This window comes from Sphingobacterium lactis, from assembly GCF_051951495.1.
Lineage (GTDB): Bacteria > Bacteroidota > Bacteroidia > Sphingobacteriales > Sphingobacteriaceae > Sphingobacterium > Sphingobacterium lactis_A.
The window spans coordinates 337805-353420 of the sequence record NZ_JBNHAS010000003.1 but is presented as its reverse complement, the minus strand read 5'-3'; the positions used below and the strand labels follow the sequence as shown (position 1 = coordinate 353420).

Annotated in this window: 18 protein-coding genes; 12 read left to right on the top strand and 6 right to left on the bottom strand. The window is 37.0% G+C overall.

Going from position 1 to position 15616, the window contains the following annotated elements; all coding sequences use genetic code 11:
- Positions 1–141: 141 nt before the first annotated feature.
- On the top strand, positions 142–1569 hold the full coding sequence (gene dnaA / locus ACP6L2_RS13595; protein WP_344675257.1) for a chromosomal replication initiator protein DnaA: 1428 nt from the start codon (positions 142–144) through the stop codon (positions 1567–1569).
- Positions 1570–2511: 942 nt separating this feature from the next.
- Here the strand turns inward: dnaA and ACP6L2_RS13590 are convergent.
- From ACP6L2_RS13590 to ACP6L2_RS13565, 6 genes are all read right to left on the bottom strand, one after another.
- Complete coding sequence (locus ACP6L2_RS13590) at positions 2512–2958, bottom strand: hypothetical protein (protein ID WP_440509886.1); 447 nt, start codon at positions 2956–2958, stop codon at positions 2512–2514.
- Between the two features lie 330 nt (positions 2959–3288).
- Positions 3289–3669 carry a hypothetical protein gene (locus ACP6L2_RS13585; protein ID WP_440509885.1) on the bottom strand — a complete coding sequence of 127 codons (381 nt, stop codon included), beginning with the start codon at positions 3667–3669 and terminating at the stop codon, positions 3289–3291.
- 81 nt (positions 3670–3750) lie between these two features.
- Entirely contained in the window at positions 3751–4776 is a 1026-nt protein-coding gene (lpxK, locus tag ACP6L2_RS13580; protein ID WP_440509884.1) for a tetraacyldisaccharide 4'-kinase, read from the bottom strand.
- A gap of 2 nt (positions 4777–4778) precedes the next feature.
- Positions 4779–5237 carry a gliding motility lipoprotein GldH gene (locus tag ACP6L2_RS13575; protein ID WP_440509883.1) on the bottom strand — a complete coding sequence of 153 codons (459 nt, stop codon included), beginning with the start codon at positions 5235–5237 and terminating at the stop codon, positions 4779–4781.
- A gap of 15 nt (positions 5238–5252) precedes the next feature.
- Positions 5253–6623 carry a PSP1 domain-containing protein gene (locus ACP6L2_RS13570; RefSeq protein WP_440509882.1) on the bottom strand — a complete coding sequence of 457 codons (1371 nt, stop codon included), beginning with the start codon at positions 6621–6623 and terminating at the stop codon, positions 5253–5255.
- Positions 6624–6635: 12 nt separating this feature from the next.
- Entirely contained in the window at positions 6636–7778 is a 1143-nt protein-coding gene (locus ACP6L2_RS13565; protein ID WP_440509881.1) for a DNA polymerase III subunit, read from the bottom strand.
- Between the two features lie 128 nt (positions 7779–7906).
- Between ACP6L2_RS13565 and dnaN the strand changes: the two genes are divergently transcribed.
- From dnaN to ACP6L2_RS13510, 11 genes are all read left to right on the top strand, one after another.
- Positions 7907–9028 (top strand): DNA polymerase III subunit beta, encoded by a 1122-nt coding sequence (gene dnaN, locus ACP6L2_RS13560; RefSeq protein ID WP_344675264.1) that lies wholly within the window; start codon positions 7907–7909, stop codon positions 9026–9028.
- Between the two features lie 11 nt (positions 9029–9039).
- Positions 9040–9696, top strand: a complete 657-nt coding sequence (locus ACP6L2_RS13555) for a DedA family protein (protein ID WP_440509880.1) — start codon at positions 9040–9042, stop codon at positions 9694–9696.
- Between the two features lie 74 nt (positions 9697–9770).
- The gene (locus tag ACP6L2_RS13550) at positions 9771–10415 is read left to right on the top strand and encodes a DedA family protein (protein ID WP_440509879.1); all 645 of its coding nucleotides are present in this window, start codon (positions 9771–9773) and stop codon (positions 10413–10415) included.
- A gap of 62 nt (positions 10416–10477) precedes the next feature.
- On the top strand, positions 10478–11050 hold the full coding sequence (locus ACP6L2_RS13545; protein WP_440509878.1) for a CAP domain-containing protein: 573 nt from the start codon (positions 10478–10480) through the stop codon (positions 11048–11050).
- Between the two features lie 99 nt (positions 11051–11149).
- Entirely contained in the window at positions 11150–12022 is an 873-nt protein-coding gene (locus ACP6L2_RS13540; RefSeq protein WP_440509877.1) for a YicC/YloC family endoribonuclease, read from the top strand.
- A 1-nt stretch (position 12023) separates the two neighbouring features.
- Positions 12024–12593 (top strand): guanylate kinase, encoded by a 570-nt coding sequence (gmk, locus tag ACP6L2_RS13535; RefSeq protein WP_440509876.1) that lies wholly within the window; start codon positions 12024–12026, stop codon positions 12591–12593.
- 19 nt (positions 12594–12612) lie between these two features.
- The gene (gene nadD, locus ACP6L2_RS13530) at positions 12613–13188 is read left to right on the top strand and encodes a nicotinate (nicotinamide) nucleotide adenylyltransferase (protein ID WP_440509875.1); all 576 of its coding nucleotides are present in this window, start codon (positions 12613–12615) and stop codon (positions 13186–13188) included.
- 106 nt (positions 13189–13294) lie between these two features.
- Positions 13295–13483, top strand: coding sequence for a CsbD family protein (locus ACP6L2_RS13525; RefSeq protein WP_440509874.1), 189 nt, complete (start codon positions 13295–13297; stop codon positions 13481–13483).
- A gap of 152 nt (positions 13484–13635) precedes the next feature.
- Positions 13636–14412 carry a 5'/3'-nucleotidase SurE gene (gene surE, locus ACP6L2_RS13520; RefSeq protein WP_440509873.1) on the top strand — a complete coding sequence of 259 codons (777 nt, stop codon included), beginning with the start codon at positions 13636–13638 and terminating at the stop codon, positions 14410–14412.
- Positions 14413–14420: 8 nt separating this feature from the next.
- Positions 14421–14690 carry a hypothetical protein gene (locus ACP6L2_RS13515; RefSeq protein WP_440509872.1) on the top strand — a complete coding sequence of 90 codons (270 nt, stop codon included), beginning with the start codon at positions 14421–14423 and terminating at the stop codon, positions 14688–14690.
- 11 nt (positions 14691–14701) lie between these two features.
- A complete protein-coding gene (locus tag ACP6L2_RS13510; protein WP_440509871.1) occupies positions 14702–15571 on the top strand; it encodes a menaquinone biosynthesis family protein in 870 nt (289 codons plus the stop codon).
- Positions 15572–15616 lie beyond the last annotated feature (45 nt).

The following is a 15616-nucleotide window of genomic DNA, read 5'->3' as shown; positions in this document are numbered from 1 at the left end:
AAATGCTGTAATACAATGATATTTGGTTTTTTTGATTTTTTAATTTTTTAGCTCAAAATTTTTTGTCATATTCGTTGTAGACAAAAGTTATGAACAGGATTTTTGTCAAATATTGGTTATCAAGTTATTAACAAAATAAGAATGGAAAAAACGTGTACAAGTGTTTGGGAAAACTGTCTTTCAGTGATAAAAGATAATATTCCAACGCAAAGTTTTAAAACATGGTTCGAGCCCGTTAAAGCTGTACGTCTTGAAGGAAACGTTTTAACTATTCAAGTGCCGAGTTTGTTTTTCTATGAGTGGTTGGAAGAACACTATGTCGGTATTCTACGAAAAACAGTTAAAAAGTTTTTGGGAGAGCAAGGTCGTCTGGAGTATAATATAGTAGTAGAGAAATCTTCTGCGAATACACCATATACGACGAACATGCCTTCCAATGGAAATGGTGCTGAGGGGAAAAAACAATCTATTCCTATTCCGGTTGCAATCAACAAAGATTTCAAGAACCCATTTGTATTTCCTGGTCTTAAGAAAATGCAAGTTGATCCACAGTTGAATCAAAACTACACCTTCGATAATTTTATTGAGGGAGAATGTAATCGCCTGGCTCGTTCTGCAGGATTTGCAGTGGCAAATAAACCTGGGGGTACTTCATTTAACCCATTAATGGTTTATGGTGATGTCGGATTGGGGAAAACGCACTTAGCGCAGGCAATTGGAAATGAAATCAAACGTAATCTACCTGATAAATTGGTTATCTATGTTTCTTGTGAGAAGTTCTGTCAACAGTTTGTAGACTCCTTAAAGAACAATACCATTAATGATTTCGTGAATTTCTACCAAGCTATGGATGTGATCATCATGGATGATGTTCATAACTTTGCTGGGAAAGAGCGTACGCAGGATATTTTCTTCCACATCTTCAACCATTTACACCAAACCGGAAAACAGATTATTCTAACCTCAGATAAACCGCCAAAAGATTTATCTGGATTAGAGGAAAGACTATTAAGCCGCTTCAAATGGGGGCTATCAGCAGATATTCAAGTCCCTGATTTAGAGACAAGAATGGCTATTCTGAAGAAGAAAATGTATTCTGACGGTATTGAGTTACCAGAAAATGTAGTTGAATACGTTGCGAATCAGATTGACAACAGTGTTCGTGAGCTTGAAGGTGCGATGGTGTCCTTACTTGCCCAGTCGACACTGAACAAAAGAGAGATTGATTTAAACTTAGCGAAGTCGATGTTGAAAAACTTTGTGAAAAACACACACAAAGAGATATCGATGGAATATATTCAAAAATTGGTTTGTGAATATTTCGAAGTACCAGTTGAAATGGTAAAATCGAAGATTCGTAAGCGCGAAATTGTTCAAGCTAGACAGATATCGATGTACTTGGCAAAAAACCACACCAAGTCATCATTGAAAAGTATTGGAAACTTCTTCGGTGGCCGAGATCACTCCACCGTTATCTATGCCTGTCAAACTGTTGAAGACCTTATCGAAACCGATAAGAAATTCAAAACCTATGTTCAGGATATCCAAAAGAAATTAAAAGCTTCTTAAGAGAGGTTTAAGGTTTTACCAAAAAGGGGATGATTGCTTGCAGTCATCCCCTTTTTGATTGGGGGTTGGGGTGTAGGTATTATTAATTTATTAGCGGGCGATGCATGCATCGCCCCTACAGATAATCGAGATTTTGTGTTTCTAACCGCCAAAACTGTAGGGTCGAAGCATGCTTCGACCGTTATTTATATGCAAAATCTAAAGAAATTGCTGTTTCTGATTAACATAGTTTGAGGTTCTTTCGGCAAGCCTCTAGATGAAGCGATCTTTTGGGAGGAGAAGTAGAGACTCTTCGCTTTGCTCTGAGTTGTAAGTGGTAAAATTGTTATCCCGCCATTGGTCTAACTACTAACTACTTTATACTATATACTGCCCTCAGAGCTCAGACTCTTTGCTTCGCTCTGAGTTGGAAATGGATAAATTGGTTAACCCGCCATAGGTCTAACTACTAACTACTTTATACTATATATTGCCCGCAGGGCTCAGACTCTTCGCTTTCCTCTGAGTTGTAAATGGTAAAATTGTTATCCCGCCATAGGTCTAACTACTAACTACTTTATACTATATACTGCCCGCAGGGCTCAGACTCTTCGCTTCGCTCTGAGTTGTACGTGGTAAAATCGTTAACCCGCCATAGGTCTAACTACTAACTACTTTATACTATATACTGCCCGCAGGGCTCAGACTCTTCGCTTTGCTCTGAGTTGTAAATGGTAAAATTGTTATCCCGCCAATAGGTCTACCTACTCTGTATTAAATACTTTGTACTGCCCGTAGGGCTCAGACTCTTCGCTTTGCTCTGAGTTGTAATTGGTATAACTTTTATCCCGCCAATAGGTCTAAATACTCTGTACTAAATACTAAATACTATTAAAATAGATACAAAAAAAGAGGCTTCCTATTGGAAAGCCTCTTTTTCTATGAAACATGAATAATTGTTAATTATTTCACAGGAGATTCTTCTTTTTGTTGTTCTTCCTGTTGTTGCTCTTGCTCTTGTTGAGCAGGTTGTTCCTCTTTTACTGGTTCAACTGCTGGTTCTTGAGCTTTTTTCTTAGCTGCACGTTCTTCAACTATTTTAGCATAAAGAGGTTTTTGATCATCTGTCAAAACTTCACTTACTTTTTTGTCTAAGTCTGCATTAAGCGCTTCAATTTGAGTTGCTTTAGCTTCTTCTGCTTGTGTAGTGTCTGCTTTAAGCGCAAATTTTGCTTTTTTGTGCTCTAGTACAATATTATATACTGTTGCTTGTTGCTCTTCTGTCAAATTCAATTGAGTTGTCCACTCTGTTACTGTTTGCTTTGCTTTCTCTTCTGGATTTAAATCCTGTGCAAAGGTTAGAGTTAATGAAAATAATACTGCGGATACTGCTAAAAATAACTTTTTCATGATTTTAAATGTTTTAGTTTTACTTCTAATTATTTACTCCGTTTTTGTACAATAATAACAGCCAAACAGTACCCTTTATTGTATAAATGTATCAGGTTTGTTACTTTTTAACATTTCTTAACAATTAAAACTTTCAACTTATTACGCACTTATTTATAGTAAATATGCTTTTAATTGTCATTAAACCTTGTTTTCGATTAAAAAAGCGACTAATTGTGTAAATGTTGATTTTATTTTCCATGTTACATAATAGAATGGTTTTTGGGGGTAGGGAATAACGAAAAAGCCTCCATCCGGAGGCTTTGCTTTTTTGAATTTAATAGCTAGTGATTAGTTTTTCTGTCTTCTTTGTCCACGTTCAGGAGTACGCTTACTCATTTCTTCGTATTTAACCTTCTGCTCGTCGGTAAGGATGGATTTAATCTTTGTCTGTTGTTCTTGACGCAAAGCTTTCATTTTTTCCATCTTGGCTTCTCTGCTTTCTTTCTCGTCTTGGAAAATAGCTTGTTGTTTTACTGCGCTAGCTTGGTTCCATTTTAATATAGAATCTTTTTGTGCTGGGCTAAGCTTCAACTCTTGATCTAAGCGTTCAACCATACGCTTCGCCATTTCTTCTGGATTACGAGTTCCCTCACGTTGTGGACGATCTTGTGCATTACTAAATGTCACAGCTGCACACAATATAGCAGCTGATAAAATCAATTTTTTCATATCCTATCAATTTTAATTGTTAGTATAAATTTGATAAAATAAATCCGTAACTATTTACTATTTAGTGGTTTTTAACCTCTGTTAAGGTTTATTAACAATATTTTCAATCAATTCGAGAAATTGAGCTTCTTGATCAATTGCTATATCAATAGGGATATAATATAGCGGTATGTTACTGAGTTGTGTTAAGTCAATACGCTGAGCATCCTTTTCCGTTGTCAGGATGATTTTGTTTTCTGAAGGTATATTGTTGTACTGCTCCACAATCTTTTGGTAATCTGAAGCCTTAAAATCGTGGTGATCGGGAAATTTAATATGTTCTACTTTATTAAACCTGTCTTGTACATATTTAATTAATGGACTTGGGTTGGCAATGCCTGTCAGTAATAATACATCAGTTACTGCTAATTGAAGATTAACTGTTTGTTGGGTTCTAAGGTTAATTAGATCTAGGTATTTGATCTTAGAATAATAAATCGGTGCCTGGCTATATTTGCTAATCTTGCCTTCAATAAGTTGCTTTTTATCTTCAGGAATATGGTCAGGGCATTTGCTAATTAGAAAACAATCTGCTCTTTTGGTCTGATTAAAGGTATCTCTAAAGTTTCCGGTTGGTAATAATACAATAGGGTTAATAATGGATTGGTAATCAAAAACCAGAATATTGCATTTGGCCTTAAATTTCCGATGCTGGTAAGCATCATCTAATAGGATAAGATTATGATCCTGTTGTAGAATTTCAATTCCCTCTGCCCTATTTTCATTAACCGCTACAGTTATTTCTGGATAGTTTTTCTTGAATTGTAGGGGTTCATCGCCGACAAGCTCTGCATTATCGGTGGATTGTACTAAACGGAATCCTTTTGTTTTTCTTCCGTATCCACGACTAAGTGTCGCTACTTGGTATTTGTCTTTAAAGTATCCGATTAATTTTTGAGTAAGCGGACTTTTACCGGCACCTCCGATTGCGAGATTACCTATGACAATACTGGCTACAGGAAATTCTTTAGTTTTAAAAATACCCCAGTCATACAATTTGTTGCGAAGCCAAATTATACAGGTATAAAGGATGGTAAAAGGAAATAATAACCACCTTAATAATTGCATAGCTATCTTTTTATGATTTTAATTCCTACGTCATTTATACCACGTAGCGGGTTTTCTGTCATATTTTGCTCCAAGGTAAACACATATTTACCCGTATCAGGAAAGCTTAGGCCTTCTTTGAGAAGCTTTGTTTGTTCATAGAGATTGCCTGCTGACCTACCAATCCAACGTCCATCTGGTTGTGCTAGATTGAATTCATAACGTGTTGTTTTTTCACCAATGCCAGGGCCTTTCTCGTGTAAAAAGAAATAAATATTGGAATAAGGATAATAGGCCGTATGACGCATATTTACAAATACATCATACTGGACATTCTTATCCTGCACATTTATTTCATAAACGGGCTTAAAATCGTAATCCCAACTAAGGTTGGGAATTACGGTATTTCTTTCAAAGAATGCTCCCTCTTGGCAAGAGCCAAGAAAAAGAATACAAATAGCAAATAAAATCAGCATTCTCATAGCCAATTATACATTTTAACCTTCAGAGTTACCCTCTTGGTTTCTGTTGTTATTTGGTTTTCTATTGCGATTATTCGGTCTTCTACGCTGTTGTTTTTTAGCGCCATCCTCATTATTCTCAGAGCCTTCATTAGCAGCTTTTTGATTATTCTGCTTTGCTTGGTTATTCTCTGATCTTGGCCTTGGACGGTTCTCCTGAGGAGTGCGTTGTTGAGCTTGAGGATTGTCTGAAGGTCCTTTCTTCTTTGGTTTTTTCTTTTTCTTTCTGCGGTTTTTGTCATCAAGACGAGTTAAAGAATCTTGACCAACTACATTTTCGTAGTCAGGTATAGCTACTTTAGGCTCCTCATTTTTCTCTGGACTCACGAGATCTTGAACCTTTTTACCCTGAGAATTGATTTCAGCGAACTCCTTTACCTTGCTTGCAGGAAGTGGAATCCAGCTTTCTGCATGCGGATAAGAGAACCACATGGTTTTCTTAAAGATATCTGTTTTTTGCAGGTAAGCAACCCCTGATTGGGTTTCAATACGATCGATATGATTCGGAATATCCTTTAAAGCATCCATATAACTATCCAATTCATAGTTCAGACAGCATTTTAACTTACCACATTGTCCAGCAAGTTTAAGGGTATTTAAAGAAAGATTCTGATATCGAGCTGCAGAGGTAGATACCGTTTTGAAGTCTGTTAACCAGGTTGAACAACAAAGTTCACGACCACAAGAGCCTATTCCACCTAGGCGGCTAGCTTCCTGACGCATTCCAATTTGGCGCATTTCAATACGAATACGAAATGCTTCTGCCATTCTCTTGATTAGCTCACGGAAATCCACACGTCCTTCTGCGGTATAGTAAAAGGTAGCTTTGGTCTTATCACCTTGATAATCCACATCCGAGATTTTCATGGATAAACCTAACTCCAGTGCCAAATTACGAGCACGGTGCATGGTCTCCCATTCCAAATCCTTCGCGATATTGTATTTAGCAATATCATTCTCATTTACCTTCCGATAGATCTTCTTGACCACATCTTCCGGCTTTACGTTGTTCTTCTTTAACTGTAATCTTACCAATTCACCTGTTAAGGACACATGTCCGATGTCGTATCCCCCAGTATTTGGTTCTACGGCGACCATCTCGCCCATTTCCAGGTATATATTGTCTGTATTTACAAAGAATTCTTTTCTAGATCCTTTAAAACGAACTTCAACAATATCAAAAGGTTTATAGTTAGAAGGCAAGTCCATGTCGACTAGCCAATCGTAAATATCCAATTTATTACATCCGCTGGTCATACAAGTACCGTTGTTATTACAACCTGCTGGCACTGTACCAAGGGTGCTACTACCGCAACCCCCACCGGATGAGCAACTGCCACATCCCATATTTTATGTAAATTATATATATTGAGTCCCCTGAGGGAACGTATTGTATTTAAATAATAAAACTAACTGCAAAGATAAATCTAAAAATAATATTTTAGGATTTGCATTTCTTTCTACAGAATAATGTGTTTTTTCTAATAGATCAATGGCTGTTTCCAGCTTCTCGAGCGTCGTTATTTCGCTAAACTTCTGTACAAACTCCAATTCGGAATCCTTTAAAAAGACTAGATTCGGCATTCCTTGGTTCAAAAGCACAATTTGTCTTAGTATATTGATGCTGTAAACCAAGAATAGTTTTTGATTCTCCCGACCCAGCTTGCTAAGCTCCTCCTCACAGATTTGTATAATGTTTAAACCCGAATCCGTGACTATAAACCGTAGCCAGCGAATCAACAGGTCAAAGTTAGTGTTTGCTTCTTCCTCCAATTGGGTTAAAGCCGATTGGATATTTCCATCTGCAATAAAAGCAATCTCATTGGCGCGATTGGAATCAATATGCTTATCCTGAATTAAAAATTGCGTTAATTCTTCATAGGACAACTTATTGACTTTTACCAATTGCGTTCTAGAGATGATGGTATTTAATATTTTGTCTTGATTTTCAGCGACCAAAAGAAACAATGTTTTCTCCGGCGGTTCCTCAATCAGTTTTAATAAAGCATTTCCTTGTGTATCCAAGTACTCCGGTAACCACATGATCAAGACTTTGTATTCTGCCTCAAAGGCCTTTAAACTTAATTTCTTGATAATGGAATGGGCTTCCGCGATATTGATGTTTGCCTGCTTATTATCTGCTTCTAACTGCTCTCTCCAAAAGCTTAAACTCATATACGGATTGGAAAGAAAGGCATTACGCCAACTTTCTATAAACGTATTGGCGGTATCATTCTTATCCTTTGCAAAGAAAGGATAGGAGAAATGCAAGTCAGGATGGATAAGCTTTTCGTACTTGGTACAGGAGGCACATTGACCACAGCTATCGTTGTCTTGTTTGTTCTCACAATTTATAAATTGCGCATAAGCAACTGCGAGTGCTAAACTTCCGGATCCTTCAGGTCCTAAAAACAATTGAGCATGGCTCACGCGATTCTCTCGAACCGTAGCAATTAATTGTTGCTTGAGTGCTTCATGACCTATTATTTTGTTAAACTGCATAGCTGTTGCCACAAATGTACAAATTTTAAGCCTTTGCTTTTTATGAAATGCCTTATAACTCCAAATGGAATTATAAATATTTAGATTCTTTTCTGTATTATTGCATATAAAAATCTATTAATACAGAAATGAGATTTATTGTATCCACCTCTATTCTACTTAAACAATTACAAGCTATCAGTGGGGCTTCCAGTTCCAGCACCGTATTGCCTATTCTAGAAAACTTCTTGTTTGAAATCAAGGACAATATCCTTACGATTTCTGCTACCGATTTGCAGACCAGTATGGTTACTAATCTTCAGATCGAAGCGAAAGAAGAAGGCCGTGTTGCTATGCCTTCAAAGATCTTAATCGAAACTTTGAAAACATTACCTGATCAGCCAGTAGCATTTTCCGTAGACACAAACACCTTAGCAATTGAGATTTCTGCAGGCGATGGTAAATACAAATTGAGTGGTGAGAATGCAGATGACTTCCCGAAGATCCCGGTAGTAGATAATATTTCTACTGTAAATATTTCTGCTTCTACTCTATTGGAGGCAATCAATAAAACCATTTTTGCAGTAAGTAACGATGAACTTCGTCCTGCTATGTCAGGTGTATTGGTTCAATTGGCAGAGCAGTCGGCTACTTTTGTAGCAACGGATGCACACAAATTAGTTCGCTATCGCCGTACTGATGTGTCTGCTGAGAAACCAACATCATTAATTTTACCTAAAAAAGCTTTATCACTATTAAAATCATCCCTTCCATCGGATGATGTTAATGTATCTATAGAATACAACAATACCAATGCATTCTTCCAGTTTGGAAACATCAACTTGATTTGTCGTTTGATCGACGAGCGTTATCCAGACTACGAAGCTGTTATCCCTCGTTTAAATCCGAACAAATTAACGGTTGACCGTTCCTTGTTCTTAAACACCCTACGTCGTGTAGTAATCTTTGCTAATAAGACGACTCACCAGGTTCGTTTAAAGATCAATGGTAGTGAACTACACATTTCTGCTGAAGATTTAGACTTCTCAAATGAGGCTCATGAGCGTTTGAGCTGCCAATTTGAAGGTGAAGACATGGAAATCGGTTTCAATGCAAAATTCTTAGTAGAGATGTTAAATAACTTATCATGCGAAGAAGTGGTATTGGAAATGAGCACGCCTAATCGTGCCGGACTATTGGTACCAGCTATTAAAGAAGAGCATGAAGACATCTTAATGTTAGTGATGCCTGTAATGTTGAACAATATCTAAAACGCCCTACTTTGGACTTTATTTACGCGATTATTGACTTTATTCTCCACATTGATGACCATCTGGTGGAGATAGTAAACAATTATCAGACTTGGACTTACTTAATTCTATTTCTGATAATTTTTGCCGAAACTGGATTAGTAGTTACCCCATTCCTTCCTGGTGATTCTCTTTTATTTGCTACTGGCGCTATTATAGCAAAGCCTGAAACAGACCTTAACGTTTTTGTAATGTGGGTACTGTTAATGGTCGCCGGTATTTTAGGCGACATGGTGAATTACCATATTGGGAAGTATTTTGGTCCAAAAGCATTTAGTGGAAAATATAAATTCCTGAAAAAGGAATACCTGGAGAAAACAGAGAAATTCTATGAGAAATATGGTGGTAAAACCATTATATATGCTCGTTTTGTTCCAATTATTAGAACTTTTGCTCCTTTTGTAGCAGGCGTTGGTTCTATGTCATACGGTAAATTTGCGTCCTATAACGTAATTGGAGCTATCCTTTGGGTTACTTCCTTCCTGTTTATAGGCTATTTCTTCGGAGGTCTACCGGTGATTAAAGACAATTTCACCATTGTCATATTTGCGATTATATTCTTATCCTTACTCCCTCCTATTATTGAGGTAATAAAGGAAAAATACGGTAAAAAGAAGGAAGTTCAATAGGACTTCCTTTTTTTTGTACCACTTGAAAAAGCCTTGGTGCAATTGTTGCTATTCAAGGAACAGAATAATAGACTATGGAAATTCTATCCGCTTTAATAGATTTTATCCTCCATATTGATAAATACCTGATTGAAATCACACAGGAATATCAAGCGTGGACTTACCTGATTCTCTTTTTAATCATCTTTGCCGAAACCGGATTGGTAGTTACACCATTTCTTCCGGGTGATTCTGTTCTATTTGCGATGGGGGCATTAATTGCTAAACCGGAGACTAATCTCAACTTGGGAATAATGATTATTCTGCTCATTGCTGCAGCTATCCTTGGAGACTTTGTCAACTATGAGATAGGTAAGCATTTTGGAAATAGGGTATTTAAACCGAATTCCAAAATCTTTAAACCGGCTTATTTAGAGAAGACCCAAAGCTTTTATGAAAAATATGGACTCAAGACCATTATATACGCTCGTTTTGTTCCAATCGTAAGAACCTTTGCTCCCTTTGTTGCAGGAATAGTCAGGATGCCTTATCGCAATTTTGGCCTATACAATATTGTTGGGGGAATTCTGTGGGTAAGCCTATTCCTCATTGCAGGTTACTTCTTTGGACAGATACCATTCGTTAAAAACAATTTCTCTATTGTGGTACTTGCGATTATTGCCATTTCCTTATTGCCGGCAATTATTGAAGTTTTCAAAAGCAAAAGAAATAAGCCCTAAGAGTACAATTACTGTTTAAACGCTTTTACGAATCAGTAGTCCAAAACTAAAACACACGGTTTATGCGCTATCTATTACTTGCCCTATGTATATGGGTAAATCCTTTATTTGCACAAAAGAGTATAAAAGTTGATCGAAGAGAAGCTAAAGAGGCATATGAATACCTCAATGAATTCCGGAAGAACCCAGATCGATATGCTCGTAATTTAGGGATATCAAGATTAAAGAATGTCAGCCCCATTCAATTGCGTTGGAACGATACACTAGCCAAAGTGGCAGAGTTTCGTGCTAAGGATATGGCAAGACGAAATTACTTTGAACACGTAGATCCAGATGGCAATGGTGTTAATTTTTATATTCAGCAAGCGGGTTATTCCCTAAATCCAGCATGGCTAAAGAAACGCAGCAATAATAATTTCGAATCCATCGGCGCCAATCACGATTCGGCAGTAGATGTCATGAAATCATTTATTATTGGCAAGGGGTCACCAGGATATATGCATCGAAAGCATGTATTGGGAATGACAGAATGGTATGCCCCTATGGAAGATATAGGGATTGCTTTTGTTCGAATTCCTAAAGGGTCAACATATAAAACATATATGGTCGTATTAATTGCTAGGCATGATTGGTAATTAAGAATACGAGTTATACTTAAGTTTTATACCTTTGCAAATGATAAAAATATTTTACAATGTATAATTTATTATACATTTGCTAAATCTCCTTTGCATATGATAAAATCGATGACAGGGTACGGAATGGGTTCTTCTGAGAATGTTTCCGTTAAATATACCGTTGAAATCAAATCGCTGAATTCTAAGTTTTTAGAACTAAACCTACGCTTGCCGAAAGCTGTTTCAGATCGGGAATTGTTTCTTCGTGGAGAATGTAGTAAACTGATTGAACGCGGAAAAGTGAATATCAACGTTTCTACTGAATACACCAACCAAACAGCCAAAGCAGCCAGCATTAACGCAGAACTTCTTAAGGAATACTATAAACAATTGCAGCATATCGCCTTTCAATTGGGTGATACCAAAGCCAATATGTTTGAGCTTGCTTTAAATATGCCTGAGGTTATTAGCAATAATGATGAGGTTGATGAGGAAGAAGGAAAGGTTTTAGTGGCAGCATTTTATGCCGCAGTAAAGCAATTTGATCAATTCCGTCAAGATGAAGGCGCTGTCTTGAAAAAAGATCTAGAGCACCGTGTTCAGTTGATTCTTACACATTTAACAGAAGTAGAGTCTGTTGAAGGATCTCGTATTCCCCTAATCCGCGAGCGTATCAACCAGTATATGGAAGAAGCTGTGGGTAAAGAGAATGTCGACATGAATCGATTTGAGCAGGAGTTGGTGTTCTATATTGAGAAATTGGACATCACCGAAGAGAAAGTTCGCCTACGTAGCCACTGTAATTATTTTATTGAGGCTTTGAATTCTCAAGATTCAAATGGTAAGAAATTAGGATTTATCTCCCAAGAAATGGGTCGTGAGATCAATACTTTGGGTTCAAAAGCCAACAATGCACAGATTCAGCAAATTGTGGTGAAGATGAAGGATGAATTAGAGAAAATAAAAGAACAACTATTAAACGTATTATAGCATGAGCGGAAAGCTTTTGATCTTTTCAGCACCATCAGGCGCAGGCAAAACCACTATTGTAAAACACTTACTTGCTAAACATGGCGATAAGATTGCTTTTTCTATTTCTGCAAGCACACGCGAGCCACGTGGGCAGGAAGTAGATGGCGTAGATTATTATTTCATTTCTAAAGAAGACTTCCTTCATAAAGTTGCCAAACACGAGTTCATTGAATTTGAAGAAGTTTATTCAGGAACCTTTTACGGCACTCTGCGTACAGAGGTAGAGCGTATCTGGAATGAAGGTAAACATGTAATCTTTGATATTGATGTAGTGGGTGGATTGCGTTTAAAATCTAAATTTCCAGATCAGGCATTAGCCATTTTTGTTAATCCTCCTTCCTTAGATGTCTTGAAAGAAAGATTGAAAGGTCGTGGTACTGATTCTGAAGAGAAATTGCAAGAGCGTTATGCTAAAGCTGAATTAGAACTATCTTTTGCTGATCGTTTTGATGTAATCCTACAAAACAACGACTTAGATACAGCTTGTGCAGAAGCAGAAAAAATGGTGTTGGATTTTATTAATGCTTAACATTCCCTAAAATAAACGTATGCGTAAAGTTGGTTTGTTTTTTGGTTCCTTTAACCCCATTCATATAGGTCATTTGATTATTGCAAATTATATGGCCAACTATACTTCCCTAGATGAGGTTTGGTTTGTGGTTTCACCACAGAACCCATTTAAGGAGAAAAAGAGCCTGGGCAATATGTATGACCGCTTGGAGATGGTGAATCTGGCTATCGATGGAGCAGAAAACCTTCAGGCTTCTGATATCGAGTTTAATCTTCCTCAGCCATCTTATACTATCGATACCTTAACCCATCTCGCTGAAAAGCATCCTAACAAAGAGTTTATACTCATTATGGGAGAAGATAATCTGCAGGGTATCTTGAAATGGAAAAATGCCGATATTTTGCTTCGGGATTATAAAATCATTGTATACCCTAGACCAGGATATGATGCGGGAGAATTAAAAGAACACCCATCTATTACAATGACCGATACACCGGTTATGGAATTATCTTCCACTTTTTTAAGGCAAGCAATTAAAGAAGGTAAGTCCGTAAAATTCTATACCCCGGATTCGGTAATTGACTTTATTGATAAAAAGGGGCTTTATCTTTAAATAAAGCGATCTTTCTTAATAAATTTAAAAAACTTTAAACCTTTTTCCATGTCACTTGTTCATTAATTAGAAACACAAACACTAATTAAATTGGAGGAATATCATTATGGATAAGTTAGATTTAAAAGGAAAATGGAACGAGTTAAAAGGAAAAATCAAACAACAATATGCTGATTGGACCGATGATGATTTGGCTTACGAAGAAGGTAAGGACGATGAATTAATCGGAAAATTACAGCAGAAACTAGGCAAAACACGTGAAGAAGTAGTAACCTGGTTGAAAGATTTAGGTTAATATATTTTTACGTGAAAGGCGGTCCTATCATAATTGATAGGACCGTTTTTGTTTATTGATTAATCTGTATTTAAACATAGATTACCAATTAAATAATAGCTTGGTAACATACTAATTTATATTCTCTCCCCTCAAATGACTAACTTAGCACCATGACGAAAAAGAGACCGACTATCCTAGTAGTGAATGATGACGGAATCACAGCTCCCGGAATCAAAGTATTGTTAGAAGTAATGCAAGAAATTGGAGACGTGGTCGTTGTAGCTCCCGATAGCCCTCAATCAGGAATGGGACATGCCATTACCATCGGAAAACCTTTGCGATTAGATAAAATTGATTTATATCCTGGTGTGGAGATGTATAAATGCTCCGGCACACCGGTTGACTGTGTTAAATTGGCAGTTAATAAAATCTTTAAAGGCAAGAAACCAGAATTATGTGTTTCGGGAATCAATCATGGCTTAAACTATTCCATTAATGTGCTTTATTCAGGTACCATGTCTGCTGCGGTTGAAGGTGCTATTGAAGGCATTCCTTCTGTTGGGTTCTCTTTAGATGATTTTGCCTATAATGCAGATTTCTCACATTGTAGACCTTATGTTAAAACCATCGCTGAACAAGTCTTGCAAAATGGCCTGCCTAAAAACAGCTTGTTAAATGTTAATTTCCCCAATATTAAGCATGATATTAAAGGAATAAAAGTCTGTAGACAAGCGAATGCCAAGTGGTTTGAAGAATTTGATGAACGCCTAGACCCTTATAACAGAGAATATTTCTGGATGACGGGTAAATTTGATTTACAAGATCGTGGAGAGGATACCGATGCTCATGCTATTATAAATGGCTATGTTTCTATCGTTCCTACTCAATTTGATATGACTGCACATCATGTTATTCCAGAATTAAATTCCTGGAGCTTTGATGTTTAATACCTAGAATGAAAAACTCTGTCCTTAGTGGCTTTCTATTGGGATTGATATTTCCCATTATTGCCTTTGTATTAACCCGCTATACAGAAGCGGTTGCAACCCTGTTTCCTGACAAACCAACAGGACTTTATATTATAGCTGCGGCCTTTAACTTGATCGCTTGCTATTTTTGTTATAAAAAAGATTTGGATAAGACTGGTAATGGCTTTGTGCTGACCACCTTTCTTGGCATGCTTCTCATGATCTTCACCAAGAACATCTTGATAACTGCCAACTAATATTTTCCGATATGAAATTAACAATAGGATTCTCTCCCTGCCCAAACGACACCTTTATATTCGATGCACTTATTCACCATAAGATCAATTGTGAAGGCCTTGAATTTGAGGTTGAATACCATGATGTAGAAACCTTAAATGCAAAGGCATTCCGTGCAGAATTAGATATCACCAAGTTGAGTTATCATGCTTTTGCTTATGCTACGGAAGACTATGAGCTGCTGGATGCTGGCTCTGCTTTAGGATTCGGTGTAGGACCTCTGTTAATCTGTAATAAACCGGATTTGGCAGCTGAACTTAAAGAGTATGCCGGTAAGGAATTATCTGAAAAGTTTCAAAATCTACGAGTTGGTATTCCTGGGAAATATACAACGGCGAACTTCTTATTAGGATTAGCCTATCCTACGCTAACTAATAAGCAGGAGATGGTGTTTTCAGATATTGAGCAATCCTTATTAGATGGAAGCATTGATGTTGGATTAATCATTCATGAGAATCGATTCACTTATATGGATAAGGGATTGCATAAAATTGTTGATTTAGGTGATTATTGGGAGAAGACTACGGGGTCTCCTATTCCTTTGGGAGGCATAGTGATTAAGCGTTCGCTTCCTGAAGAAGTTAAGTTGAAGGTTAATCAACTTATCAAGGAAAGTGTACAATTTGCTTTTGAGCATCCAAAATCAGGATTGGATTATATCCGATCACATGCACAGGAGATGGAAGAAGAGGTAATGTATAAACATATTGAGCTATATGTAAACAAGTTTTCGGAGAACCTCGGGGAAGGCGGTAGAAAGGCTATAAATGAGCTATTTGACAAAGCCAGAGAGCATAATCTTATACCGAGCAGTACGAAAAGCATATTTTTAGTAAAATAATTGATAAAAAAGGTTTGGGGTACTGTTAGTTATCGTCAGTAATAA

Bases quoted from the DNA above. Each gene is read 5' to 3' on its own strand.
- dnaA (WP_344675257.1), top strand. From the start codon at position 142: ATGGAAAAAACGTGTACAAGTGTTTGGGAAAACTGTCTTTCAGTGATA.
- ACP6L2_RS13590 (WP_440509886.1), bottom strand. From the start codon at position 2,958: ATGAAAAAGTTATTTTTAGCAGTATCCGCAGTATTATTTTCATTAACT.
- ACP6L2_RS13585 (WP_440509885.1), bottom strand. From the start codon at position 3,669: ATGAAAAAATTGATTTTATCAGCTGCTATATTGTGTGCAGCTGTGACA.
- lpxK (WP_440509884.1), bottom strand. From the start codon at position 4,776: ATGCAATTATTAAGGTGGTTATTATTTCCTTTTACCATCCTTTATACC.
- ACP6L2_RS13575 (WP_440509883.1), bottom strand. From the start codon at position 5,237: ATGAGAATGCTGATTTTATTTGCTATTTGTATTCTTTTTCTTGGCTCT.
- ACP6L2_RS13570 (WP_440509882.1), bottom strand. From the start codon at position 6,623: ATGGGATGTGGCAGTTGCTCATCCGGTGGGGGTTGCGGTAGTAGCACC.
- ACP6L2_RS13565 (WP_440509881.1), bottom strand. From the start codon at position 7,778: ATGCAGTTTAACAAAATAATAGGTCATGAAGCACTCAAGCAACAATTA.
- dnaN (WP_344675264.1), top strand. From the start codon at position 7,907: ATGAGATTTATTGTATCCACCTCTATTCTACTTAAACAATTACAAGCT.
- ACP6L2_RS13550 (WP_440509879.1), top strand. From the start codon at position 9,771: ATGGAAATTCTATCCGCTTTAATAGATTTTATCCTCCATATTGATAAA.
- ACP6L2_RS13545 (WP_440509878.1), top strand. From the start codon at position 10,478: ATGCGCTATCTATTACTTGCCCTATGTATATGGGTAAATCCTTTATTT.
- ACP6L2_RS13540 (WP_440509877.1), top strand. From the start codon at position 11,150: ATGATAAAATCGATGACAGGGTACGGAATGGGTTCTTCTGAGAATGTT.
- gmk (WP_440509876.1), top strand. From the start codon at position 12,024: ATGAGCGGAAAGCTTTTGATCTTTTCAGCACCATCAGGCGCAGGCAAA.
- nadD (WP_440509875.1), top strand. From the start codon at position 12,613: ATGCGTAAAGTTGGTTTGTTTTTTGGTTCCTTTAACCCCATTCATATA.
- ACP6L2_RS13525 (WP_440509874.1), top strand. From the start codon at position 13,295: ATGGATAAGTTAGATTTAAAAGGAAAATGGAACGAGTTAAAAGGAAAA.
- surE (WP_440509873.1), top strand. From the start codon at position 13,636: ATGACGAAAAAGAGACCGACTATCCTAGTAGTGAATGATGACGGAATC.
- ACP6L2_RS13515 (WP_440509872.1), top strand. From the start codon at position 14,421: ATGAAAAACTCTGTCCTTAGTGGCTTTCTATTGGGATTGATATTTCCC.
- ACP6L2_RS13510 (WP_440509871.1), top strand. From the start codon at position 14,702: ATGAAATTAACAATAGGATTCTCTCCCTGCCCAAACGACACCTTTATA.